This is a genomic window from Streptomyces sp. NPDC002690, assembly GCF_053592415.1.
Window position 1 is genome coordinate 33329 of sequence record NZ_JBSFVR010000010.1, and the last position, 24150, is coordinate 57478.

Below are 24150 nucleotides of genomic sequence, written 5' to 3' on the forward strand. Positions count from 1 at the left end.
CATGTGTCAATCATGGCCAAGTCGGTGACGCGAAGGTGCCCGCCGCGATATACGCAGGCGGGCACCTTCGTGGGAGGTCGGAGATCGGAGTCGCGCAGCCCTCAGGCGCGTGCGGCAGGGGCCTCCTCGGTCGACGCGGCGGGCTTGGCGGCCGGCGGCATGGGAGGCTTCGGAGCCGTCTTCGGCAGCCACCTCAGGGCCACGGCGGCGGACAGGAGGGCGGCAGCGGCGGCCAGGAACATGGTGACCTCCATGCCCGACAGATAGGTGTCCACGGCCTTGTCGATCAGTGCGGGAGCCTGATCCCCGAGCTTCGCGGCGTTCACCGCGCGCAGAGTGCCACCGATCGAACCGGACGCCTCCTCGCGCAGCGGCGCGGGGAGGACCTTCACGGAGTCCTCCATGCCCGAGCGGTAGACGCCACCGAGCACGCTGCCGATGACGGCGACTCCCAGTGCTCCGGCGACCTGACGCATCGTCTGCGAGACGGCCTGGCCCGCACCGGCCTTGACCGGGGGCACGACGGACATCAGCGAAGCGGTGGCGGGCGCCATGATGGAGCCCCAGCCCAGGCCGAAGACGAACTGCGCCACGATCAGCAGCCAGGTCGGCGTGTCCTCGGTGAACTGGCTCGTGATCAGGAAGGAGATCGCCATGACGACCGACCCCGCGGCCACGACGGCGCGCGGACCGAACCGCATCACGAGCTTGGGACAGCGGGCCGACATGAAGACGGAACCGATGCCCATCGGAAGCATGAGGAAGCCGGCCTCCATCGGCGAGAAGCCGAGTACCGCCTGGTAGTAGAACTGCGTGATGAAGATGGCACCGATCAGCGCGAAGAAGCAGAGCGCGATGGCGCCCGAGCCCGCGGAGAAGCGGGAGTTGCGCAGGAGGCTCACGTCCAGCGACGGCGCCGACATCCGCTTCTCGATCACCACGAGCAGTGCGATCAGCGCCAGGCCGCCGATGATGGAACCGAGCGTCTCGACGCCGAGCCAGTCGTTGTCCTCGCCGCCCGTGACGATGCCGTAGACGAGGAGGCCGACGGCGACCACGGAGAGCAGCACGCCGAGCGGATCGAACTTGGCGGGGGCGGGGTTCTTGGACTCGGGCACGAGCCAGACGATGAGAGCCAGGCCCACGGCGATCAGCGGCACGTTGATGAGGAAGATCGACCCCCACCAGAAGTGCTCCAGCAGCGCCCCGCCGAGCACCGGCCCCACGGCGAAGGCGACACCGGCCGCCCCGGCCCAGGCCGCGATGGCCTTCGGGCGCTCCATCGGCGGGAAGACGTGCATGAGGATCGCCAGCGTGACCGTCGGCACTACGGCCGCACCCACGCCCATGACGCTGCGCCACACGATGAGCTCACCGACCCCGTCCGCGTACGCGCCCAGGGCCGAGCTGACCCCGAACACCACGAGCCCGAAGATCAGGGTCCTTTTCCGGCCGAACCGGTCCGCGCACACCCCACCGGTGAAGAGGAAGGCCGCGAAGGTGATGAGGTAGGAGTCGAGGGACCACTGGAGCTCCGCGTTGGACGCGTCAAGGCTCTGCTGGATCGGGTTGAGCGCCACGTTGATGATCGTGAGGTCCATCACCACGATCAGTACGGTGACGGCGAGCAGTGCCAGGATCGCCCGGCGGCGCCCGCTGCTGATTTCGGGATTCATGACTGTCCTTGATGAAGTCGTGATTGGTTTACAGCGTGTGCCTCGGGCGCCCGTGCCCGTGGAGGGGGAACGACCGGAAAAGGCGACAGCCCGACCGGACCAACGGGGGGTGGCCTGGTCGGGCTGTCGGGGGCGGGAACCTACTGCGCCCAGGGGAGGGGGATCTTGTTGTCGCTGCCCGGCATCATGGCGCTGCCGCCGACCACCATGGCGACCAGCGCCTCCGCGCGGCCGCCGACCGCGGTGAGCTGTCGCACGGTGCCGGCGGAGAGGATGAGCGCCTGTCCGGCCTTGACCTGTTCGGTCTTGCCGTCGACCTCGACGGTGAACTCACCCGACAGCGGCATCCAGACCTGCTCGCGGTCGATGATGTGCACCGGGCTGGACGCGCCCTCGTCGAGAGCTACTCGCCAGGTGCTGACCTCGGCGCTCCCCTGGCTGGGGCCTGCCAGGGCGAACATCGACCCTGCGGGAGTGATGGTCGACCGCTGCTCGGTTTCACTGACGACGTACATGGAACCTCCGGTGTAAAGCTTCTTTACTTGCGACGAGTAAAGCTACTTTATAGGCGTGTGTCAAGATGAAGCGATGGAGACCAACGACCCCCTTGAGCGCACTCAGCTCACCTTCCTGCTCGGGATGGCATTCCAGCTGGTCCTCTCGGAGTTCGTGAGCCGCCTAGACGCCGCCGGTTACGCCGAGCTCCGCCCCGTGCACGGCCTGGTCTTCCAGGTGCTGCACGGTCCGGGCCTCACGAGCAGTGAGCTGGCCGAGCGGCTGGGGGTGACCAAGCAGGCAGCCGGCCAGATCATCGACGACCTGGAGAAGCGGGGCTACCTGGAACGCAGGCCCCACCCTGCGGGCGGCCGGCGCAAACTCGTCGTGCTCACGGGCAAGGCGATGGAACACCTGGCCGTGGCCGCCAGAATCCTGAACGAGCTGGAAGGGCAGCTCGCACGGCAGCTGCACGAAGCCGATCTCCAGGTCCCCCGCGCCGAACTCGCGGCCGTCATCCGTACGCTGGCCGGCGACTCGATCCCTCCGCTGCGCCCGGTCTGGTGACCCTGGACGAGCCCCGCGGACCTGGCCGTACGTGGGTGGCCGCGGCGAGGGCGGATGTTCGGCACCGGTGGCGGGACAGCCCTCAGTGCGTGGTGGCCGGGCCGTGTCCGACCATTCGCGTCGGCTCAGTCGGCGGCGACCAGGTGGGCGGTGCCGATCCGGGAGAGCCTCCGGATCGGTACGGCCAGAGCAGCCACCACCAGGGCGGTCGCCGCGAGCGTGGCCAGCAGCGCGGCGCCGGCGACCGTGGACAGGTGTCCGTGCAGCACGCCCCGGCCGAGGGTCAGCACCCCGGCCAGGCCGGCCACCGCACCTGACAGGCCGCCCAGGAGAGCCAGTCCGATGCCCTCGTAGAGGGTCAGCTTGGCCAGCTCCCGGCTGGACCAGCCGGTCGCCCGCAGCACCGCGAGATCCGCCGCGCGTTCGCGCTGCGAGAGGACCAGGACGTCGATGGCGCCGGCGGCGCCCAGCAGCAGGGAGAGGGCGACGCTGAGATAGTCGGCCCCGCGCGCCTGCGCCACCACGGCACTGCCGAGCAACGACCCGGCGACCTCGCCCCGGAAGGCCAGCGTCAGGGCGAGCAGCACCGTGAAGGCGGCCACTCCCAGCGCCAGCCCCGCCGCACCCAGCAGCGTGCGGCCCCGCACCCGCAGCAGGTTGAGCACGGCCAGTCCGGCCACCGAACGTACCGGGCGCGCACGGCGGACCGCCGTCACCGGGGGCCGGACGGCTTCCATCGGGCCCAGCCGGGTGGCGAGCCAGGCGGGGATCAGGCCCGCCGTCGTGGCCAGGAGAAGCGCCACCGGGAGTACGAGGAGCGACTTGGCGCCGGCTTCGGGCTGTCCCAGCGCCTGACCCAGCACGTACGCGAGCACCGCGCCCGCGGCTCCGGCGGCCAGCCCGATCACCGCCAGTTCGCCCAGGATCAGGCGGAGCACCTCGCCGCCGCTCCAGCCGAGGCAGCGCAACGTGCCGATCTCGGTGCGGCGCGAGCGCACCGAGGCCAGCGCCGCCTGGCCGAGGAAGAGCGCGCACACGACGAGGACCAGCACGAAGAGCACCGCGCTCTTGGTGTCCACCGCTCTGAGAATGCGCAGTGCCACACCCTTGGCGACCCAACGTTCCGTCACCCGCGCCGAGGTGCTCAGCGCCACCGCCTGCGGTGCGGGCGAGCTGCCGACGGTGACGTCCACCTGGAGCTGGGGGTAGGCGGCCCGGATCTTCCCGGCCACCGCGTTCACCCGTGCCCGGGACGCGGTGTCGACGCCGGTCACTCCGGCCACCCGGATTCTGATCGCGCTGACCGGCGCCTTGTCCTGGAGGCTCGGGACCCGACGGCTCCCGGTGAGCGCGGTGATGGAGTCCATGGTCGTCAGCATGGTGGGCGGCGGGCTGACGTAGCCGCCCAGGTTGCGGTCGGGCAGCAGTGGCTTGCCGTGGAGCTTCGCCCGGGTCGCGCCGTCCGCGCCGGTGACCTGCGGTGTCTGGTAGGTCTCCAACGGGGTGTCGGACAGGGGCGAGAAGCCGGGCAGCTTACCGGTGTCGTAGCGGCCGACCAGGCGGACGAAGGGATTGGGCAGACGCCCCGAGTCCTGTTGGTCACAGGTACCGAGTCCGATGCAGTCCGTGGAGGCGTGGCTGGTCACCTTCCGGTACTGGGTGCCCTGGTGGTTCTCCTCGGGGACGTTGGGGAACGGCTGCTGGTTCGAGTTGGTGATCCAGAGGCCGGGGTCCTGCGGCGGCTGCGGCTGCGCGGCGAGGTCGCCGCCGGAGGTCCGGCGGTAGACGACCGGGCCGACCGTCCAGTAGGAATCGGTGTTGAACGAGTCCTCGTTCAGCGCCTTTTCGTAGCCCTTGCCCAGGTCGACCCGGGTCGTGCCCACCGTGGTGCCGCGCAGGCTCCGGACGAAGCTGTTCGCCGTCGGGTTGCCCAGCTTCGAGGGCAGCTCGGCCGGGTCGCCCACGTCGAGCCGCTCCACGGTCGCGTCGAACGTGCCGGTGGTCAGCGGGTTGTCGCTGAGCAGCGCCGGGATGTAGATGTCGCGCTGTCCGTGGACGCTCTCGGCGCCCGACACCCTCCACGGCTTGTCCCGCTCGGTGAGCATCCGGCCCGAGACGACGGTGCCGCCCAGGCCCACCAGCCGGTCCTCGGCCACCGGGTCGACGGCGGACAGCAGCACGGGATAACTGACCGGAATGTCGATGGTGGCCTTGTCCCGGCCGGACTGGCAGTTCATCCGCGAACTCAGGTCCGGGTCGAACGGTGACCTGTCACTGAGGTCCTCGGCGATGATGTTCGGCTTCAGCGGCAGGTCCAGGCCGAACTTCTTCTTTTCGGTCTTGTCCCAGTTGAGGTAGAAGCAGACGTCGTACTTCCCCTTGATCTGGTAGCGCTCGGTGCTCCTGTCGACCGCACCCGTCTCCAGGGTGTCGGACTCGAAGAGGTCGTCCGACTCCGATCCCGACGTCAGGGGGGAGCGGGTGAGGTAGACGTACTCGTCCGAGGTGCGGTAACTGCCCAGTCCGGAGGTGAGCGTGGGGCTGATGCGCAGGATCTGACGGGATGCCTCGCCGTCGAGGAAGCGGGACACGTCCACCGTGACGGTGCTCGCCACCATGAGGTAGCCGATGTTGGCGACCGGCGCGCTCACCTCGACCCCGGCCATACCGCGGATGCGCTGGTACTGGGCCATGGTGATGCCCCCGAACGTGCCGGACAGGAAGTTCGGGGCGACACGTCCGCTCTGCCGCTCCACGTCCGTCTGCGAGTCGGGCGGGCGGACCAGGACGTCGTACGCGGACCGCGCGTTCTCCCGTACGGTGCCCACGGTGGTCGCCTGGCTCGTGCTCACCGTCGAGGTCAGCAGGGTGAAGCTGGTCGCGGCCACCAGGATTCCGGCGGCCAGGGCCAGGGCGCGCCCGCGTCGCCGCCGGAGCTGATCGAGGATCACCGTGATCACGGGCGCAGGCCCCCCAGCCGGTGCAGCACGTCGGCGGACGGCGTGACCCGCTGGTCGGAGACGATCCTGCCGTCCTGCAGCCGCACCACCCGGTCGCCGTTGGCGGCGACCTCCGCGTCGTGCGTGGCGATCAGCATCGTCATCCCGTACCGCTCGCGCAGCGACATCAGCAGGTCGATGATCTCCCGCCCGGTGACGCTGTCCAGGTTGCCCGTGGGCTCGTCGGCCAGGAGCAGTCCCGGCCGGTTGATCAAGGCGCGTGCGACGGCGACGCGTTGCTGCTGTCCGCCCGACAACTGCGAAGGCAGGGCGTCGGCGCGCTGGTTCAGGCCGACGGCTTCGAGCAGTTCCATGCCGCGTGCACGCCGGTCGAAGTCCACTCTGCGCGGCAGGACGGGGGCGAGTACGTTGTCCAGCGCGGTCAGCGCGGGCAGCAGGTGGAAGCGCTGGAAGACGAAGCCGATACGCCGCCGGTGACGGTCCAGGCCCCGGGACACCAGTTCCGCGCCGTCGATCTCGATGCGCCCCTCGTCGGGCTGGTCCATGCCACCCGCCACATGCAGGACGGTGGATTTGCCGGCGCCGGACGGCCCGGTCAGCATCACCACCTCGCCGGCCGCGACCTCCAGGTCCACCCCGTCCAGAGCGGTCAGCCCGGGATACCGACGACTCACCCCGTGTAACGCCACGCTCGTAGCCATTGATGCAGCCTCGCCCTCGTACCTCGCGGCGCGTGCGTCGCCGCACCTGGGTCGCCGCCCCTGCATTGCGCCAATTCAGGGGTATGTTGTCACAATGTAGAAGGGACGTATATGCCGCTCCACCACGCCGTGCTCGCGCTGCTGACCCGGCGACCGAATCACGGGTACGAACTCAAGGCCCGTTTCGAGGAGGCCATCGGCCCGCAGTGGGGTGGCCTGAACATCGGTCACCTCTACCAGATCCTCGAACGACTGGTCCGTGACGGCTATGTCTCACGCTCCCAGGTCACGCAGACCGACCGGCCCGACAAGAACCTCTACACGCTCACCGAGGCGGGCGAGGCCGAGTTGCGTTCGTGGGCGACCACCGCCTGGGTACGCGTCGGCGGCTTCCGCGACGAACTGTTCCTGAAGCTCCTCGGCGCCTCCGCCCTGGGCCCGCAGGCCCTGACCACGCTGATCGAGTCGCAGCGGCAGACGTACCTGTCCGAGCTCGCCGGCCTGGCGCAGCAGCGCCGCGCCCATGCCGACGAGCCGCTGGTCGCCGTTCTGATCGACGCCGCCATCGCCCACACCAAGGCCGACCTCGGCCTGTTGGACAGCGCCGCACAGCATCTGGGCCCGCTCGCAACGGCGCGGAGCGCGCAGGCGTTGGAGGGCTCACCCCCACAGGTGCGTGGCCACACCGACGAGACCGGGGGGCAGGGTGGTGGCGGAGGGGACCGTGCCGAGTCCGCTTAGACGTTTCTTATGGCTTGATCGCTCGTTGAGCTGTGCATGGCGATTCTGGTTGAGCGGCTGGTGCCGGAGGAGTTGTGGGTGCTGTTCCGGCGGGTGGTGCCGCTCACGGAGGTGAAGCGTCCGCAGGGCGGAGGTCGCCGTCGGGCCGGCGACCGTGAGGTTCTGGCCGCGGTCATCTTCGTGGCCACCTCGGGCTGTACTTGGAGGCAGCTCCCGCCAGTGTTCGGCCCGGCCTGGCAGACGGTCTACCGGCGGTTCGCCCAGTGGAGCGCGGATCGGGTCTGGGGCCGTCTCCACCGCGTGGTCCTGGACGAACTCGGGGCGCGGGGTGAGCTGGACTGGTCTCGGTGCGCGACGGACTCCGTCAGCGTCCTGGCGGCACAAGGGGGCTTCTGACGGGGCCGAATCCGACCGACCGAGGCAAGTTGGGATCGAAAATCCATCTGGTCACCGACCGAAGCGGACTGCCGCTCTCACTGGGCATCTCCGGCGCCAACATGCACGACAGCCAGGGACTGGAACCACTCATCCGCGGAATCCCTCCCATCCGTTCCCGTCGCGGCCCACGCCGCAGGCGGCCGGCGAGGCTACATGCGGACAAGGGCTACGACTGCGACCACCTGCGGCGATGGCTTCGTTCACGCGGCATGGGCCACCGCATCGCCCGCAGGGGAGTCGAGCCCTCCACCCGGCTCGGCCGCCACCGCTGGGTCGTGGAACGAACCATGTCCTGGCCGGCCGGCTGCCGACGCCTGCACCGCCGCTACGAACGCAAGCCCGAGCACTTCCTCGCCTTCGTCGGTATCGCCGCCCTGCGCATCTGCTTCCGTCGGCTGATTTTCTGAGCCTGGGAATTTGGGCAGGGTGGTGATCCTGACTCGTCAAAGACCCGACGGGCTGCCGGAAAGCCAGTGGGCATGCCGGTCGCGGGTCCGATCCCGTTCCTCAGGCGTAGCAAGGAAGACGTCGGCGCCCCCGTCGTAGGGGTAGTGAATGCGCCGCATCTGAGTGTCGGTGACGAAGACTCCCGCCATCTTGTCGTCGGCGATGTCACGGAGCAGCTCGTCGAGGCAGCCATGTCGCCAAGGTCGGCGTACGGCGAAAAGATGGCAGTAGGTACGGAACTCCGGGTCAGGGTCGTCCTCCACCAGCAGGCTCTGCCAGTAGCCGGCGTCCTGCTGGAACGGTGGCACCTCGGCTTCGGTCGTCCAGACCGGTGTGATCACGTAGACATCCCCACCGGCAAACAACTCATCCAGGATCGTGTTGTACCGCCCCAGGACGACGGCGTACTCGCTCTCGTCCTCTGCGTATCGCTTCGACTCCGGCAGGCTATGGAAGCGCACCCAGACATCCCGGTACGGGTCGCGGAGCCTGTACCCAATCGGCGGGCAGTCGGGCCAACGCCGCTGCCACAGGTCCGTCAAGACCGTCCCTGCGCCTCCAATCACCTGCACCACTCGTCCTCTTGGGCATGAGCTCCTGTCGACAACCATGATGCCCGGCACCCACTCACCAAGAGAAACGACTTCCTAGGGCGTGTGCCGACTTCACCGGTCCGCCGGGTGAGAGGATCGCGGGCGAAGGATTGGGTAGCCATCAGGGCCCCGGCCCCGGGACACCCCCAGGATCCCCGGCGTTACCAGCCCTCTGCGCGCCGATCCGCCCGCACAGCACCGCGAGGAGACTCCATGGCCGTGTCCGACCGCTACCGCACCGCCTGGGAAGGCTTCTGGGAGGAGAGTTCCGGCGAGCAGGGCGAACCCTTCTGGGACGCGGATCCGGCCCTGACGGCACGGCGCGACCTCGAACACCTCACCCCGTACGCCGACCACTCCCTGCCGGTCGCCGACCTCGGGTGCGGCAACGGCACCCAGACCCGCTTCCTCGCCACCCGCTTCACCCCCGCCGTCGGCGTCGACCTCTCCGCCGCTGCCGTCGCTCACGCCCGCCGGACCGACGCGAACGGAGCCGCGACGTACGAGCAGCTCAACCTCGCCGACCCGGAGCAGGCCGCCGTGCTGTACGAGCGCCTCGGCGACGCCAACGTCTACATGCGGGCCGTCCTGCACCAGAGCGACCCCGAGGACCGCCCGGCGGTGGCCGCCTCCGTCGCCCGGCTGGTCGGCGCGCACGGCAGGGCCCTGGTCCTGGAGCCGACCGGTCAGGCCAAGGAGGTCATTGCCGCCGTTGCCGCGCAGCCCGGCGGCCCCTCCTTCAAACTGCGCCGGGTCAAGGAACACGACCTGCGCCCCGGTGAGGTCGCCGAGGGTGAGGTCGCCGCTCTGCTGCGGGCGGCGGGGCTCACCGTCCTCGGCGAAGGCGCCACCGCCCTCGCCATGAGCGAGACCCGCCCCGACGGCTCCCGGGTGGAACTCCCCGCCCGCTGGTTCGTCGCCGGCCGCACCTGACCCGGAGTCCGTACGGTGGATCACCTGCCGCGCACACGGGCCCGCCCGCCGGTTCCGCGCGTCCATCCGGAGCTCTCGGGCGGTTGCCGGTGGCGGCCCTGTCCGGAGAGCCGGCGGCGGGCGGACCTCCGGTCCAGAGGGAGGGGCTCGCGCCTCCGGAGGTGCGTGCGGTCGCGGTCAGTGCAAGAGGGCCTTGACGTCGAGAACGGCGCGGGGCGGTCCGGCGGGGCGACTGACGGGTGTCAGGATGATGCGGCTTTTGTCATCGGTGTTGTCCAGTCGCGCCTTGTAGGAGGCGGGGGAGTGGCTTCCGTCGTCGTCGCGTTTCCCGCTCTGGTTGGCCAGGTCCACGGCGCGGGACTTGAGGTGCTTGACCCATACCTGAGGTTCCCTGAGTGAACCGGATGGCACGAGATACTTCGTGCCGGGGTTGTCGAACTGTGCGGCGAGGGCCTCGAGGGCGTCGCCGGCGCTGCTGTACCCACTCGTCGGCAGTCGCTCGACGAAGATGCCGACGGTCAGAACCCAGGCCGTGGCGAAGTCCTGGAAGTGCTCCAACTCCTGGGCCCGGAAGGTCGGGTAGAGGTCTTTGGTGATCTCCACGCACAGTGGATGCGGCCCGAGGTCGGGGCCGGGTTCGATCTCCCAGGTGACCGGCGGGGAACCGTCGAGCAGGTACGCGCCGTCCGAGCCCCAGATGCCTTTCGCGCGGGTGACCATGCTCACCGGGAAGACGCCGTCCTCGGCGATCTGAATGACTATGTTGTCCAGGTCGAGCTGATAGTCCCGAGCGATGAGCCCCCCGTCGATGAATTCGAGCGCGAAGGGGTTCGGGAACGTGTAGCCGGTGACGCCGAAGACGAGCCGCCGCCCGTGGACGCCCAGCCGCGCGAGTGGAACCCTCCGGAGCGTTGGTTTGTTGACGGTGTACTTCCCCATCAGGGCGGCCAACGAGCTCGGTTGTTCCGTCATGCCATGTCTCCCTCTTGACCAGGAATCCCACGCGAGTGGCGCACCGCCGGTCTGCCCCGCTCCGTGGAGGCCGGTCGGCCGTGCTCCATCATCGACCGCACACCCCTTCTCCATCAGCTCTTCACTGCAAGCGGATGGTCCTGGTTCCGCTTCGGGCCGTGACCGGACAGGTGCGCCGGGTTGCCCGGTCGAGCCGCGGGCAGGGCTGTCGTCGAGTCGCGAGCGGCTGACGAGGAGGCCGCGCGCGAGGACGGGTGGGCGTGCTCGTACTGGTCGTGCCAGGCGGCGACCGTGAAGGTCAGCGCGACCGCTGCCACGAGCAACTGGACTGCCCCTGCGAACGGATGGGCCGCGTACAGGAAGATCGCGGCGATGATGAACACGACTGCCGTGAACCCGCCGAGCCGGAGGATCGGAGCCCAGTCCATCGCGGGGGCCACGGGTTGTCCGTCCTCGCTGCCCCAACCACGGATCACCGACGTCAGCACCAGCAGACAGCCGATCGGGATTTCGGCGAGCAGCACGATCAGGCTCATGCAGCCACCCGCGAAACCGTCGCCCCGAGCGTCCGAAGTCCGCCCGGGGCGTTGATGGTTCGCCGGTGAAGACAGGCTGCGTGAATCCGGTTCGAAGGGCATGGTCACAGGTTCGTGTCTCACGCCGCGCCCCGCAGGGCGGTTCACCAGGCCGAGACCGAGTTGTGGCCGGTCAACCGCTCCTGTCGGCAGACCTTTTCGGCCGGCGGGGTGTCAGGTGTCCGTGGTCACGTCACCGGTCCTGGGAGAGCGCGAGGAGTTCGGCGAAGGTGCCGCCCGCGTGGACGAGGTCGTCGTAGCGGCCCTGTTCGGTGATGCGGCCCTCCTCCATGACGATGATGTGGTCGGCGATCTTCGTGTTCTCCAGGCGGTGGGTGACCACGATGGTGATGCGGTCGGCGGCGATGGCCTTGATCCGCTCGAAGATCTGGTGTTCGCCGCGCGGGTCCATCTGGGAAGTGGGCTCGTCCAGGATCAGCAGTCCGGGTTGGCGGTACAGGGCTCTGGCGCAGGCCACGCGCTGCCACTGGCCCCCGGAGAGTTCGGAGCCGCCGAAGACCTCGCGGGAGAGCAGGGTGTCCAGTCCGGCGGGGAGGCCGTCGACCGCCTCGCGCAGGCCGGCCGCGTCGATGGCGGACCAGACGGGGGCGTCGTCGGCGGTACGGGGCTGGCCGAGGGTGACGTTCTCGCGGACCGGCATCGGCCACTGGGCGAAGATCTGCGGCACCAGACCGGTCTGCGCCCATACCGAGCCGGGGTCCACCTCGGCCAGGTCGGTGCCGTTCCAGGTGACCCGGCCCTTGTCCGGCAGGTAGATGCCCGTGAGGAGGCGGGTGAGCGTGGACTTTCCGGAGCCGTTCGTTCCGACGATGGCGAGGATCTGGCCGCGTTCCAGGGTGAGGGAGACTCCGTCGACGGCGGGCCGGTCCTTGCCCGGGTACTGGTAGACGACCTCGTCCAGTTCGATGCGCTCGGTCCGCTCGACGTGCTTGCCTTGGCCGCGCTCGGGCGTACGGGCCGCCGCGTCGTCGAGGAAGGTCTGCATGTCGCCCAGGTAGAGGCTGGTGTGGAAGACGGCGGCGCCGTTGGTGACGACCTGGGAGAGCGCGGCGAGCGCGGTCTGTACGGCGATGACGGCGGTGGCCGCGACCGCGAGTTCGATCCGTCCCGAGACGGCCAGCCACGCGAGGACGCCCCAGGCGGCGAGGAGGAAGGTGCCGCCGACGGTGGCGGAGGCCAGGGCGATGCGCAGGGTCTGCGGGGCGGCGGCCAGGGTGCGGCGGTCGCAGCGGTCGGACAGGGCCCGGAACCAGTGGACGAGGTAGTCGGCCATCGAGTTGGCGCGGACCTCGTCGCCGTACTTCGAGGTGGTCGCCCACCAGCGCATCATGCCGCGCACGTTGCGGTCGGCGATGTTGGCGTAGTGGATCTCGTAGTCGACCCGGGCGGTGAGGACCGCCCCCACACCGGCCGGAAGCACGGCGAGCAGGAGCAGGGGGAGCATCAGCGGATTGAGCGCCGACAGCACGCTGCCGGCCGTGACCATGCGGATCAGCGCGGACAGGAACCGCTGGGCGTCGGTGACCATCACCTGGGTACGCATCACTCCCATCTCGGCCGCCTCGTACCGGTCCGAGAAGCCCTCCTCCGCGTACGCGGACGCTTCGACCCGGCACACCGCCTCGACCAGCGCGGTGTCCGTCTCCGTGGTCAGCCGCGGGGTGATCCTCCGTGCCGCGTACGTGGCCACGGCCGCCGCACCCCGGCCCAGCGCGGCGGCGAGCGCGACCACCACCAGGGCGTGGACGGCCCCGTGCAGCCGGTCGCCCGCCGAGCCGTCGCCCAGGACGGGCCGCATGGCACGGGCGGTGGCCGTCAGCAGCACGGCCGCCGAGATGCCCGTGATCACCTGACAGCCGACCAGCAGTTGTACGGCCAGGCGGTCCGTCCGCCAGGACAGCCGGGCGATCCGGCCCAGGACGGACGGGATCTGCGCGCACATCCGACGGAAGGAGACCTCGGCGAGGGGATTGACGGAGTACTGCCCGCTGTACGTGATCTCCGCCGGTAGTGGCGGAGGAGGAGGAGAGACGGCCTGCTGCTCGTTGGCGGTGGTCGAGGTCAACGTGGTTCCCCTTGACTGTCGTCCGGCACGGTCGTGGGGATCAACGACCTGACAGGGATATCGAACACACGTGTTTCGGTCGCCCCGGAAGCCCGGGATGGAGCGGGCGACGCAGTGTGCGTGATGCATCGACCCGGTGCTCGCAACAGGTGTACGGAAGGCGGGGGTTGGCCGAATCGCCGAGGATCGTGCCGGGCGAGGTGGGAGAGGGGCGTCGGCAGGGTGGGGGGCGTGCGTACGAGGCGCTACGGGGCGCTACGGCACGCGTATGGGCGCTACGGCGTGCCGACGGCGCGCTTCGGGGTGTGGAGTACGGTACCGGTCACGAGAGTCGACACCAGTCGCGACCGTGAACTCGGCGGGTGGCCCTTGAGCATTCCGGTTGGTCCCTTACGAGCCGCCGGATCACCGCCGAGGGGCTCCCGGGTCGGTCGGCCGCCGGACCAGCCATGATCATGTTCCGATTCGACGGTCGGGGGGTGACGTGAAGGACTGGCGGACCGATCCGACGTTCGCGATGTGCCGGAAAGTGACGGACGGGGCGGACCTGGCTTCGTTCTCGGGGGGTCCGTTCGACGTGCGGACGGTGGTGGCCGGCATCCTGCCCGGCTCCCGGCGGGGCTTGGACCTCGATGCCGCCCCGTGGGGCGACTTCCCCCACGGGCACGAGGTCCGGGAGGCGGTTTCCCTCCTGCGCGCCGGCGGCGCACCGGCCGTGGACGCGACGGGTGTGCTGTGGGGCCTGTGCGCCCACGACAGCCGGGCTGCCGTCGCCCTCGCCGTGCCGTTCCTCATCCCCCTCGCCATCGACGCCCAGCACCCACACCGCACCGCCGTTCTCGCCGTCCTGTCCGGCCCCGTCCGTGCCGGGTACCACGGCGTCGCCTCTCGCGAGGAGTTCCTCCTCCACCGCAACGATCCCCGGCGCCACGCCCCCGACGCCCACGACGACTACGGCTACGAGGTGACCGGCTACCCGGCCGGCTGGTCGGTGGCCGCCGCCCGAGCCGCGATCACCACCGCCACCTCCGCGCTCCTGCCCCTTCTCGGAGACTTCGACCCCACCGTCCGCGTCGCCGCCGCCTATGTCCTGGCGACCGCCGCCGACCCCGCCCACACCATCCGGACCGCGTTGGCCAGTGGGTTCGCGACCGAAGGCGACGCCATGGTCCGCGCCGCCCTGCTCCTGGCCACCGCCGAGATCACTCGGGCCGACCCGCACCCGCAGACTGCCAGGTGGCTGGGGGAACGGTGGCGCGACCGGGCGGAGGCTCCCGAAGCCCGTCTGTCGGCGGCGGTCGGCTGGCTCTGCCTCACCGACCGGTCCGCACCGCAGGAGCTCCGCCGGACCGTCGACACCCTCGCCGACAACGAGCGCGCACACGCCATGGAGGCCCTGCCGTGGATGAGCGCTGCCTCGGGCACCGACGAAGCAGGACTCCTGCGCTGCAGACGCTGCATGCTCCACCCTGAAGAACCTGACCCGGAAGAGGTCTTCTGGGACTCCTTGTTCTGAGCAACCGGTCTGTGGTTGTGCACCGGAGTTGTTGAGCGTCCGGGTTGCCGGGGGGCCGGTCGAACCGCGCGGCGCCGCTCCGGGAGCGGCTCACGCGGCGGGGAGGGAGTGGACGCTGACCGCGTAGCCGCAGCCCGGCTCGTAGGGATCGCCGCTCCAGGTGGCGTAGCGCTGCCGCAGCACCAGGCCGGCTCGGGCGCACCAGTCTTCGAACTCCGAAAGGGTCAACGGTGCTTCCGGCAGCGGGAGATGTGCCGCGTCCAGGCCCATGCCGGTGACCAGCAGGCCGCCGGGGCGCAGCGCGGCAGCCAGCTGCCGGACGACGGCCGGCTCGGTGCCGGGGGCCAGCAGGGGGATGACGTTTCCGGCGGCGAGCACCAGGTCGAAGCCCGGCTCCAGGCCGAGGGCGTCCAGTCGGGCCAGATCGCCGAGGAGCCACTCCCGCGTGGGGGCCTCGCGTCGGGCGACGGCGAGCATCGAGGCATCGACGTCCACGCCGGTGCAGTGATGGCCCAGCTCGGCCAGCCGGATCGCGATCCGGCCGGTGCCGCACCCCGCGTCGAGAACGCGGGCACCAGGCTCCAGCAGCGCGGCGCAGAAGGTGGCCTCGCCGTGGACGTCGTGGCCGCTCTCGGCGAGCCGCGCGAAGCGCCGGGCGTACTCCTCGCCGGCTCGTCCGCCGGTCAGTTCTGCCCAGCGGTCGTCCTGCCCAGTCATGTTCGGTGCGCCTTCCGGTCGGCTCGTCCCGCAGGGTGAGGCGGGTGTCCAGTCGGCATCTTCGCAGGTCGGGCGTGGGTATCAGGCCGTGCGCCCCAGGTGCGGACGGTCCACCGGCGGTTCGCCGGTGGGGCGGTTCGGACCGTTCCCGCAGCTCGCGACGTGCCTGACTGCCGAGGTCTGTTCCGCCCCGCGACGACCGTCCGCCGGCACCCGGACCTGATGGCTGCTCCATGCCGGGGTAGACGGCGTTGACCAGCCCGATCTACAGGACGGAGCGGCCGGAACGTGGCCATCACTACCACTGGTGCGGTGTACGGGTGCCTGGGCTTGGGGGCGCTCCTCGCGGCGGTGCTCCCCCGTCTGCTGTCGCGGCGGCCGGTCTCACCGCCCATGGTGTTCCTCGCGTCCGGGCTCCTCGTGTACGCGCTGCCGCTGCCCCTCCCCCTGCCGAGGGTGGACCCGACGGAGCATACGGCGTGGGCGGAGCACCTCACCGAACTCTGCGTGATCGCCTCCCTGATGGGTGCGGGTCTCGCCATAAACCGTCCGTTCGGACGGCGCTCCTGGCGCACCACCTGGCGTCTGCTCGGCGTGGCGATGCCACTCGCCATCGCTGCCACCGCGTTGGTGGCCTGGTGGCTGCTGGACTGGCCGCCGTACGTCGCGCTCCTGCTCGCCGCGGTGCTGGCGCCCACCGATCCGGTGCTCGCCTCCGAGGTGCGGGTGGGGGAGCCGTCGGACCACGAGTACGACGAGGACGAGGTGCGCTTCGCGCTGACGAGCGAGGCCGGCCTCAACGACGGGCTGGCCTTCCCGTTCGTCCTGGGCGCCCTCGCGCTTGCCGCGGCGGGCGGCGGCCTGTCGACCGGCTGGATCGTCCACTGGGCGTGGAGCGACGTACTTCTCAGGCTCGCGGTCGGGGTGGCGGTGGGAGTGGGAACGGGCCTGCTGCTGGGCCGTGTCCTCTTCCACGCCGCTGCCAGACCGCTGAGGCTCGCGGAGCACGGCGAGGGCTTCGTCGCGCTGGCGGTGACCCTCACCTCCTACGGCATCGCCGAATCACTGCACGGTTACGGGTTCCTGGCCGTTTTCGCGGCGGCCTGCACGCTGCGCAGCCGGGAACGGGGCCATGAGTACCACCGGGTGCTGCACGAGTTCATCGAGCAGATGGAGCGGCTGCTGATGGCGGTGCTCCTCTTCGCGACGGGCGCTTTCATCGCGACGGGCGCCCTGGCCCATCTCACCTGGCAGGGTGCGGCGACGGGTTTGCTGCTGCACCTGCTGATACGGCCGCTGACCTCCTGGGCCGCCCTGCTGCGTGGCCCGGGTTCGCGGAAGGAACGGCTGGTCACCTCGTTCCTCGGCATCCGCGGCATCGGCTCGTTCTTCTATCTCGCCTACGCCTGCGGCCGGGGGGACTTCGGCGCCTGGGAGGACGAGTTGTGGGCGGTCGTGGTCTTCACCGTGCTCGTCTCGGTCGTACTCCACGGCGCTGCGGCCACTCCGATCACCGCGCACCTCGACCGGAAGAACGGCGAGGAAGGCGGCGGCGAGGCAGGCGCCGAGGGGACGGGCGAGGACGGGCGAGGGGACCGGTGCCCCGACCACCGTCCCCGAGGCGCGCCCACGATTGTTCGTGGTGGGGAGCGTTGAGCGGTGATGGTGTCCCGTGAAGTGGTGTAGCCGATCGTGGCGGGGGCGTTGCTGCTCAGGTGCGGTTTTCTTCGGCGAGCCGCACCAGGACATCCAGGTCCGGGATGTCGAGCGCTGGTATCCGCAGCCAGGCGAACGGAAGTCCGTACGCGCCGCCGTCGACCTCGTACTCCATGCGGAGCATCGCGCCCAGTTCCTCCTCGTCCTCGGAGAAGATGACGACGCTGTAGTGGCATGAGGTGATGGTGTGCCAGGGGATCTTCTTGCCGTCATGGTGCAGCCCGTCCGCCGTGGCGGTCAGGGGGCCGAAATCCACCTGGCCGCCGGCCGCGAGTGCCGCCTTCGCCCTGGCGAGATGCAGTTCGGTCACCGGAGCGCTGACGCGCTGCATCAGCGGCGCGATGCTGGAGGGCGGCGAGGACGACAACCGGCCGGCGCGGAAGGCGGGCTCCGGCGTGACGACGGGCGGGTCGGCCAGCAGTGAGCCCACGACCGTGCCGTCGGTGAACTCCAACAGCAGTTCATGCAGCCACTTCGTGATCATCGAACCGTCGGCCGCTTCGCCGTCCATGTCGTTGGCGTGCCACACGTGGGCGACCTCCGCCCACCGGTAGGCGCGGCGCCCATCGCCGTCGGTCAGCACCACGGCGTCATCGTGCACGGCGAGCGTCACCGCCCGCCGCCCGCCTGGTCCGTCGATATGCCCAGGCAGCGTCCCGCGCGCCGACCCGGCCGAGAACTCCGGCTCGCCCGTCACCGGCACGTCCTTCTCCGGCGGGGGCTTCTTCCGCCACCAACCAGCCATGAGCTCTCCCCCCGGGTCGGCGTTCAACACCGTTGGCGTTCAACGGGGTTAGCCAACTTCGCCCCGGCGATCACAGTATCCGGCGGACAGGATTCGGGGCCAGAGCGTCACAACAAGGGCGTCAGCCCGAGTGGACCAGGAAGACCTGGCCTCTCCTGCACGTCGCCGTGTGGGGCTGGTTCCGGTCCCGGCTGCGGGCCGGTGCTCAGCGAGGTCCAAGTCCTGTTCGTCCGTCGAGCAGTTCGCGGGCGATGTCCAGATGCCCGGCGTGACGCGCGGTCTCTTCGACGACATGGTCGCGGGGGCGTAGCCGACCGCCGGTGTACGGGCCGGGTGGACGCAGGCACCCCGCGCCGGGCGGGTGGCGCCGGTGCGGGGGAGCGCGGGTCAGTTCTGGGCGGCGTACGAGGTGAAGTCACGCCAAGCGGTGGGGGAGAGGGTGAGTTCGGGGCTCAGTGCGTCCTTGGAGTCCCGGACGTGGATCGCCTGCGTGCTCTGGGCCACCTCGACGCAGTCGTCACCCTGCGAGCCGCTGTAACTGCTCTTGAACCAGGTCAGTTCGGACGTGCTCATAGCGTTCCTCGCAATCGCTTCAACAGGCGCAGGGAGTCCGCAGGGGGCAGAGCCTGTGACCGCAGTTTCGCATATCGCTGCTGGAGCAGGCTGATCTCTTTCGGGCTGGCGATCAGCCTTCCGTTCTGCTGCCCTTCGGAGTAGGCGAACCACCGGTTGTCCGGAGTCTCGGCCAGTCGCATCGGCCCGTCCAGTCCCGCGTGTGACGGCTGCCGAAGCGGCATCAGCTGAAACTCCACGTTCCAGTTCCGCTCGATCAACTCAAGCAAGCAGTCGAACTGTTCGCGCGTTACGGCCTCCCCGCCGGTCCACCGCTCCAGCACGGCCTGTTCCACGATGAAGCTGAATGCCGTGGGCGGCTTCCGGGTCACTGTCAACAGTTCCTGTCGGGCGATCCGTGCCGCGATCCGCTCCTCCAACTCGTTCACATCGGGAAGCGGCGGCACGTCCATCGACACCGCGCGCGCGTACGCCTCCGTCTGCAACAAGCCCGGCAGCACCCGGCACTCGTAGGTGTACAGGCTGATCGCCGTCATCTCCACGCGCGCCCACTGCCGGAACCAGCTCGCCAGCCCTGCCTGTCGCGACAGGTGCGGCGCGGCTTTGCGCAGTGCCCCGGTCCCTCCGAGAACCGGCTCCGCGCGTTCCACGAAGTCGCGGTCCGGCATCCGGCGGCCCTGTTCGATCGACGCGACCGTGTGCTTGGAGAAGCCCACCTTGTCGGCGAACTCCTCGCGGGTCAGGCCGGCATGCTCGCGCAGGGCCTGGAGAAATGCGCCGAACGTGCGAAGGCTGTCCGACAACCCTGGCTCGGCGCCCGTTCCCGATCCTCCGCCCGGACTGCCTGTTCCTCGCGCGTCCGATCCTCCCGACGCCGCTTCCGCAGCGCCGCCGTCCATGCTGTCGTAGCCCACCGCCGGCCACCTTTCGCGCGTACCCGCCCCGCCGTGCCGCACCCACGCGCCGCGTCGCCACCGAGCGTGCGCGTGTGACCTCACAGCGTACGGGTGGTGAGGGTGATGCGTGGTGGCGTTCGTGGGAAGCGGGCGTGGGGGAGTGTGCGGCCCGCCGTGTTCCGGGCTCGAAGCTTGGGTCTTGGGTCTCGGGGTTCTGGCTTCGGGTTTCGAGATTCGGGATTCGAGCGTCGATGCCGGGCCTCTCACTCGTACGAGGGATCGGCAGAGGTGCTCGGCCCGACGCTTGAGTCTCGGGATTCGGGGGCCGGGATGCGAGATCCGGGATTCGAGCGGTGTTGTTCATCCGGGAGGTAGGTAGGGGGGTTTGAGGAAACCTCCCTTCCCTCCCACCCCCGTCACGGCCAGCAAGTATGACTAATGGTGAGCGAGTTGCGGCGGAGAGTCACGCATGCTTACGGTGCCCTCAACGAATCGACCCCGACGCGGTGTTACAGCACCAGGCCGGGGTCTCACCAAAGATCGAACCGCAAAGGAAAGACGATCTCGTGGCTACCAAGCACTTTAGCCCTGCCCTACCCGCGCCCGCAGCTTCGCGCCCGTACCGCCGGGCCAACACCGGCTACGGCAAGCAGTCCGTGCAGCCCGTCCCCGGCCAAGCCGAGCCCGGAGCCCGGGACTTCGCGTTCCTGCCGGAGCGTGAGCGGTATGTCGCCGCCTATGTCGACCACTTGCCCGAGGGTGCGGCGATGGACATCAAGTCGCTGGCCAAGGACCTGCCCCTGTACGGGCAGATGGCCATCGGTACCGCCCTGCGCGCGCTCGGCGTGGCCGGGCACCTGCGGCGCGTACGCAGGAGGGTGGGGGGAGACGGGCCGTGCCGGTGGGTGACGCTCACCTTCTGGTCCCGCACCGCGCGGGACAACGAGTGGTGGATCGCCAGGCTCGAAGCGGAGGCCGCCGCACCGGAGGAGCCATCCGCGCACCCTGCCGAGCAGCCCCTCGCGCCCCCTGCCGAACCGCGTCCCGTGCCAGTGGTTCCCCAGCAGCGCACTGCGGAGGGAGCCCCGGAACGGCCCGCGCTCCCGGACCGACCGCAGCCGGCCGATGCGCCTTCGGAAGCTGACACCCCGGCCGAATCCGCTTCTCCGACCGCCGATGCTCCTCCGGTTGCTGTCGCTCCACCGGGTGTCGCGGGCCCTTCTCCCGCCTATGTCGCCTTGGCCGAACTCGGCCGCCGCGATCCCCGCTTGACGCTCTCCGCTGCGGATTGCGAGGTGCTGGAGCCGCTCGCCGCCGCCTGGTTCGCGCGGGGTGTCAGCGCCGGGTATCTGACGTCGGCGCTCACCGCCGGGCTTCCCGAGCAGGTCGGCTCACCCGTGGGGCTGCTGCGCCGCCGCCTCACCGACAAGATGCCTCCCCGACTGTCCCCGACCCCCACCCCGCCACCGGTCCCGGCATCGGGTACCCCCGCCGCTCCGGTACGCGGGCTCCTGGTCGAGTGCACCGACTGCGGGCGCCCCGCCCGCGCCGGAGCACTCCCGGACGGCCTCTGCGCCCCCTGCCGCACCGCACACCAGACGCCGGAACCGGCCGACCCGGACGCGGCCCCGGTGTCGGCCCCGGCCCAAGTCGAACGCGACGTCCCGGCCCTCGTCGCCGGTCTCCGCAACCTGATGCGCACCCCCTGAACCCGGTCTGCCGACCGCAGTTGGCCGACGCGGTACCCCACGGTGACTCAGCGGTCGACTCAGTAGTCGGCGAAGTTCCAGAACATGCCCACCTCGGTGTCCGTGACGACGACGAGGCCGTAGTCCTCCGTGTAGGCGGTCAGAGGGTCGTACCCCCAGTTCGGCGTCGTGAAGTCCAGACGTCCCGGCACGGGGCCGGGTCGGGAGACGTTGGTGTGGTACGAGGCGCGGTCCCCGTACCGTGCGAGGACCGTCCCCACCACTGCCCGCAGCTCCTCCTCGCTCTCCGCGAAACGGTGCAGGCCGGACAGGCGGCAGCCGTCGTCGGTGAGGGCGAGGAGGAGGTTCTCGGCGCTGATCCGGTCGATCTCGTAGAGGCGCACCGCGACGTACTCCCGGGGGTGGGCGACGAACGGGTACGTCGGGGACGCCTGACGCTCCGGGTTCTGGGCCTCGTCGTCGAGACCGGCCCAGCCGCGAGGGTCCGGTACCCGTGCCATCAGGGCGAGGACGTCGAGGACCCAGTCCGCGTGTCGGCGCGGTCCCGTGGCGTCGTACGGATACGCGTCCTCGAACAGGTGGCGTACCGCCGTTTCCCAGGATTTCCGGTCGACGGACGTGGGGTCTACGGGCATACGATTTCCGGCCTTTCCGGTGCGGCGGCATCGCGTCGGTGCCGCCGCACTCATGAGTGGCGTACCGATGAGTGGCGTACCGATGAGTGGCGTACCGATCAGTCGCGTACCGATCGTCCGGGAGAGCGTACGCAGATCCGGCGTACGAGCGTCGCCGCTGGTGAGAGGGGTGACGCGCCGCCATCGTGGGCGCATGACACCTTCGTCCGCCTCCCCTTCCGCGACCGGTCGAGCGCTTCCCCCCGTGGACGGGTTCGTCCAGCGCTTCAGCTCCACCCCGCGCGGCGCCCGCCTCGCGCGCAGGCTGGTGCTGCACCAACTCGCCGCCTGGGGCGTGCCGTACGGCAGCGAGGACTCCGACACCGCCGCCCAGATCGTCGCCGAACTCGCCGCCAACGCCGTCACCCACGGCCGGGTCCCCGGCCGGGACTTCGAGGTCAGCGCCGAGATTCTCGACGGGACCCTGCGCCTCACGGTCTCCGACGCCCGGGGAGAGCTCCGGCCACCCGCACCGGGTGCGCCGCGCCCCGCGACGACGCCGCTGGCGGAGAGCGGCCGGGGGATGCTCCTGGTGGAGACGCTCGCCGACCGGTGGGACGTCCTCGACCGCCCGCACGTCGGCAAGACCGTCGTGGCCGAACTGGACTTGCGGCCCCGGCGGCCCGAACTTCCCCGGCGGCAGCGACGGCCCGAGCGGTCCTGAGCCGCTCCTTACCCGACTTTTCCGCTCGCGGGCGGTTGGCCCCTGCCGGGGCGTGCGACTGAGCTCCGTTCCGCACCTGTCGCGTGGTGGTCGCGCGCCACCGATGCCGCCCTGCGCGTCCTCGCACGGCCAAGGGTGTCGCGCGCTTCGTGGTGTTCACGCCGAGAGTGAGCGCCCCGTTGCCGTGGGCGGGATCAGCCCCGTGAACCCATGTCCGGTCGGAGTGGCCCCGGCCGGCTCGTCCTGGGCCGGTGCGGCGAAGGACTCCCGGCAGTGCCTGAGCAGTTCACGCAGTGCCGGGCTCTTGGTGGGCGCGGAGACCAGGGCGAGCACGGCGGCGGTGTCCGCGTCGGTGAGGGGTACGGTCACCAGCCCCGGCCACCGGGCCGGCATGGACGCGGAGAGCACTGCCACCCCGAGCCCGCGCTCCGCGAGTTGCATCACCGCGGCCGGAGCGGCGGCCTGCAGGGTCACGGCGGGTGTGAGCCCCCGGGCGGCCGAGGCCTGGTCCAGCACGGCCCGGATGCCGGTGCCCGGGGGCAGACAGATGAGGGGATGGGCGCTCAGCTCGGCGAGGGTGACCCCGTCGGCAGCTCGCGCGGCGAGAGGATGCCCGGGAGGTACGGCGGCGACGATGGCCTCGCTGATCACCTGATGCCCGTCCAGGTCCGCCGGGGCCCGGCCCGCCGCGCCGATCAGCGCCAGGTCGACGGCACCCTCGCGGACGCGCTCGATCAGCCGGGCCGAATCGTCCTCGACGAGGCTGATCTCCACGCCCGGATAGGCCAGATGGAAGCTCGACAGCGCCTCGAAGAGCGGGGCCACGGTGCACGCCGTCACCATGCCGACCACCAGGCGGCCCCGGACCAGCCCGTTCATCTCGTCCACCGCCTGCCGGAGCGCCTCCACCGCGTCGAGCACCGCGCGCGCGTGGTCGAAGACCACTTCCCCCACCGCCGTCAGCCCGGCGCCGCGGCCGGTGCGGTCGATCAGGGTCGCACCGAGACCGTGTTCCAGCTGGCGGATCTGGGCGCTGATGCCGGGCTGGCTGATGTGCACGCGCTCGGCCGCCCGGGTGAAGTTGGATTCCTCGGCGACCGCGAGGAAGTACTTCAGCTGCCTGAGTTCCATAACCTCTGATTATAAAGGTAGTTGGCGCGAATGATTGGACTTCTCATTCGTCCGCCAAGGACCATGGGCAGGTCATCGCATCCCGCAGAGAAAGGAACACTGTGTCCGAGAAGGAGAAGGCCCTGAAGCCGGAGGACCTCACCCGACTGTTCGTGGAGCGCGCCAACGCGGGTGACGCCGCGGGCCTCGCGGCGCTGTACGAGGAGGACGCGGTGATGGCCTATCCGCCCGGCGGCACCACGGTCGGCCGGGAGGCCATCCGGCAGCTGTGGGAGCAAGTACTGACCCACGCACCGAAGTTCGAACAGGAAGAGCCACTCCCCACGCTCGTCGTCGGCGACATCGCGTTGACCTCGACGCCCCCGAAGGACGGTTCCGGTGCCCGCGCTCAGGTCGTCCGGCGCCAGGCGGACGGGAGTTGGCTGCGGATCATCGACCAGCCGGAGTTCCGTCCGCCCACCGGCTGAGGGCAGCCCGGACGCCCGGGAATCCGGGGCAACCGCCCTCATCCGGTGCTCGGTTCGACTCCGGAGCCCGGGGCCGGCCGTGGACCGGCTCTGCTCACAGTCACGCCAATTGTGCCCACACTCCGGCGCTATGCACGACACACGGAGACCGGCGATGG

At 70.4% G+C, this 24150-nt stretch carries 23 protein-coding genes and 1 pseudogene; 9 read left to right on the forward strand and 15 right to left on the reverse strand.

What is annotated here, in order from left to right; translation table 11 throughout:
- Positions 1-101 precede the first annotated feature (101 nt).
- On the reverse strand, positions 102-1676 hold the full coding sequence (locus ACWD3D_RS02845; protein WP_451459126.1) for an MFS transporter: 1575 nt from the start codon (positions 1674-1676) through the stop codon (positions 102-104).
- Positions 1677-1816: 140 nt separating this feature from the next.
- On the reverse strand, positions 1817-2191 hold the full coding sequence (locus ACWD3D_RS02850) for a cupin domain-containing protein (RefSeq protein ID WP_451459127.1): 375 nt from the start codon (positions 2189-2191) through the stop codon (positions 1817-1819).
- A gap of 73 nt (positions 2192-2264) precedes the next feature.
- Here ACWD3D_RS02850 and ACWD3D_RS02855 point away from each other — a divergent pair, with 73 nt between their 5' ends.
- Positions 2265-2738 (forward strand): MarR family winged helix-turn-helix transcriptional regulator, encoded by a 474-nt coding sequence (locus ACWD3D_RS02855; RefSeq protein ID WP_451459128.1) that lies wholly within the window; start codon positions 2265-2267, stop codon positions 2736-2738.
- Positions 2739-2863: 125 nt separating this feature from the next.
- On the opposite strand, the gene ACWD3D_RS02860 is transcribed toward ACWD3D_RS02855, so the two are convergent.
- Both ACWD3D_RS02860 and ACWD3D_RS02865 read right to left on the reverse strand, forming a co-directional pair.
- A complete protein-coding gene (locus tag ACWD3D_RS02860) occupies positions 2864-5698 on the reverse strand; it encodes an FtsX-like permease family protein (protein WP_451459129.1) in 2835 nt (944 codons plus the stop codon).
- Positions 5695-6372, reverse strand: a complete 678-nt coding sequence (locus ACWD3D_RS02865) for an ABC transporter ATP-binding protein (protein WP_451459130.1) — start codon at positions 6370-6372, stop codon at positions 5695-5697. The genes ACWD3D_RS02860 and ACWD3D_RS02865 overlap by 4 nt, the downstream gene beginning before the upstream one ends.
- Before the next feature lie 138 nt (positions 6373-6510).
- Here ACWD3D_RS02865 and ACWD3D_RS02870 point away from each other — a divergent pair, with 138 nt between their 5' ends.
- The gene (locus ACWD3D_RS02870; protein ID WP_451459131.1) at positions 6511-7140 is read left to right on the forward strand and encodes a helix-turn-helix transcriptional regulator; all 630 of its coding nucleotides are present in this window, start codon (positions 6511-6513) and stop codon (positions 7138-7140) included.
- A gap of 36 nt (positions 7141-7176) precedes the next feature.
- A protein-coding gene (locus ACWD3D_RS02875) for an IS5 family transposase (protein ID WP_451459132.1) occupies positions 7177-7985 on the forward strand; the annotation gives its coding sequence in 2 pieces (ribosomal slippage) (positions 7177-7518 and positions 7521-7985; 807 coding nt in all).
- A gap of 36 nt (positions 7986-8021) precedes the next feature.
- On the opposite strand, the gene ACWD3D_RS02880 is transcribed toward ACWD3D_RS02875, so the two are convergent.
- Positions 8022-8567, reverse strand: coding sequence for a DUF3885 domain-containing protein (locus tag ACWD3D_RS02880; protein WP_451459133.1), 546 nt, complete (start codon positions 8565-8567; stop codon positions 8022-8024).
- Positions 8568-8831: 264 nt separating this feature from the next.
- Here ACWD3D_RS02880 and ACWD3D_RS02885 point away from each other — a divergent pair, with 264 nt between their 5' ends.
- Positions 8832-9551: a class I SAM-dependent methyltransferase gene (locus ACWD3D_RS02885; RefSeq protein ID WP_451459134.1), complete on the forward strand. Its 720-nt coding sequence runs from the start codon at positions 8832-8834 to the stop codon at positions 9549-9551.
- A 177-nt stretch (positions 9552-9728) separates the two neighbouring features.
- Here ACWD3D_RS02885 and ACWD3D_RS02890 read toward each other — a convergent pair whose 3' ends face one another.
- The 3 genes from ACWD3D_RS02890 to ACWD3D_RS02900 all read right to left on the reverse strand — a co-directional run bounded on the left by ACWD3D_RS02890 (position 9729) and on the right by ACWD3D_RS02900 (position 13184).
- Positions 9729-10523 carry a hypothetical protein gene (locus ACWD3D_RS02890; RefSeq protein WP_451459135.1) on the reverse strand — a complete coding sequence of 265 codons (795 nt, stop codon included), beginning with the start codon at positions 10521-10523 and terminating at the stop codon, positions 9729-9731.
- Between the two features lie 113 nt (positions 10524-10636).
- Positions 10637-11059: a DUF6234 family protein gene (locus tag ACWD3D_RS02895; RefSeq protein WP_451459136.1), complete on the reverse strand. Its 423-nt coding sequence runs from the start codon at positions 11057-11059 to the stop codon at positions 10637-10639.
- 232 nt (positions 11060-11291) lie between these two features.
- The gene (locus ACWD3D_RS02900; protein ID WP_451459137.1) at positions 11292-13184 is read right to left on the reverse strand and encodes an ABC transporter ATP-binding protein; all 1893 of its coding nucleotides are present in this window, start codon (positions 13182-13184) and stop codon (positions 11292-11294) included.
- Positions 13185-13713: 529 nt separating this feature from the next.
- Between ACWD3D_RS02900 and ACWD3D_RS02905 the strand changes: the two genes are divergently transcribed.
- Positions 13714-14700, forward strand: coding sequence for a hypothetical protein (locus ACWD3D_RS02905; protein WP_451459138.1), 987 nt, complete (start codon positions 13714-13716; stop codon positions 14698-14700).
- Between the two features lie 90 nt (positions 14701-14790).
- Here ACWD3D_RS02905 and ACWD3D_RS02910 read toward each other — a convergent pair whose 3' ends face one another.
- Positions 14791-15417, reverse strand: a complete 627-nt coding sequence (locus ACWD3D_RS02910; RefSeq protein WP_451459139.1) for a class I SAM-dependent methyltransferase — start codon at positions 15415-15417, stop codon at positions 14791-14793.
- Between the two features lie 288 nt (positions 15418-15705).
- On the opposite strand from ACWD3D_RS02910, the gene ACWD3D_RS02915 reads away from it, so the two are divergent.
- Positions 15706-17073: a cation:proton antiporter gene (locus ACWD3D_RS02915; RefSeq protein WP_451459140.1), complete on the forward strand. Its 1368-nt coding sequence runs from the start codon at positions 15706-15708 to the stop codon at positions 17071-17073.
- A 55-nt stretch (positions 17074-17128) separates the two neighbouring features.
- Here the strand turns inward: ACWD3D_RS02915 and ACWD3D_RS02920 are convergent, their stop codons facing one another.
- The 4 genes and pseudogenes from ACWD3D_RS02920 to ACWD3D_RS02935 form a co-directional block, all read right to left on the reverse strand.
- On the reverse strand, positions 17129-17878 hold the full coding sequence (locus ACWD3D_RS02920) for a hypothetical protein (protein ID WP_451459141.1): 750 nt from the start codon (positions 17876-17878) through the stop codon (positions 17129-17131).
- Between the two features lie 205 nt (positions 17879-18083).
- Positions 18084-18173, reverse strand: a pseudogene (locus ACWD3D_RS02925) (mycothiol transferase); the annotation flags it as partial.
- 92 nt (positions 18174-18265) lie between these two features.
- The gene (locus ACWD3D_RS02930) at positions 18266-18451 is read right to left on the reverse strand and encodes a DUF397 domain-containing protein (protein WP_451459142.1); all 186 of its coding nucleotides are present in this window, start codon (positions 18449-18451) and stop codon (positions 18266-18268) included.
- Positions 18448-19350, reverse strand: a complete 903-nt coding sequence (locus ACWD3D_RS02935; protein WP_451459149.1) for a helix-turn-helix domain-containing protein — start codon at positions 19348-19350, stop codon at positions 18448-18450. Before ACWD3D_RS02935 ends, ACWD3D_RS02930 begins: the two co-directional genes overlap by 4 nt.
- Before the next feature lie 563 nt (positions 19351-19913).
- Between ACWD3D_RS02935 and ACWD3D_RS02940 the strand changes: the two genes are divergently transcribed.
- Positions 19914-21056, forward strand: coding sequence for a MarR family transcriptional regulator (locus ACWD3D_RS02940; RefSeq protein ID WP_451459143.1), 1143 nt, complete (start codon positions 19914-19916; stop codon positions 21054-21056).
- Between the two features lie 59 nt (positions 21057-21115).
- Here ACWD3D_RS02940 and ACWD3D_RS02945 read toward each other — a convergent pair whose 3' ends face one another.
- Positions 21116-21691: a hypothetical protein gene (locus ACWD3D_RS02945; protein ID WP_451459144.1), complete on the reverse strand. Its 576-nt coding sequence runs from the start codon at positions 21689-21691 to the stop codon at positions 21116-21118.
- 193 nt (positions 21692-21884) lie between these two features.
- Between ACWD3D_RS02945 and ACWD3D_RS02950 the strand changes: the two genes are divergently transcribed.
- Positions 21885-22394, forward strand: coding sequence for an ATP-binding protein (locus ACWD3D_RS02950; protein WP_451459145.1), 510 nt, complete (start codon positions 21885-21887; stop codon positions 22392-22394).
- A 156-nt stretch (positions 22395-22550) separates the two neighbouring features.
- Here the strand turns inward: ACWD3D_RS02950 and ACWD3D_RS02955 are convergent, their stop codons facing one another.
- Positions 22551-23525, reverse strand: coding sequence for a LysR family transcriptional regulator (locus ACWD3D_RS02955; RefSeq protein WP_451459146.1), 975 nt, complete (start codon positions 23523-23525; stop codon positions 22551-22553).
- 101 nt (positions 23526-23626) lie between these two features.
- Between ACWD3D_RS02955 and ACWD3D_RS02960 the strand changes: the two genes are divergently transcribed.
- Entirely contained in the window at positions 23627-23992 is a 366-nt protein-coding gene (locus ACWD3D_RS02960; protein ID WP_451459147.1) for a YybH family protein, read from the forward strand.
- The last annotated feature ends 158 nt before the right edge of the window (positions 23993-24150 follow it).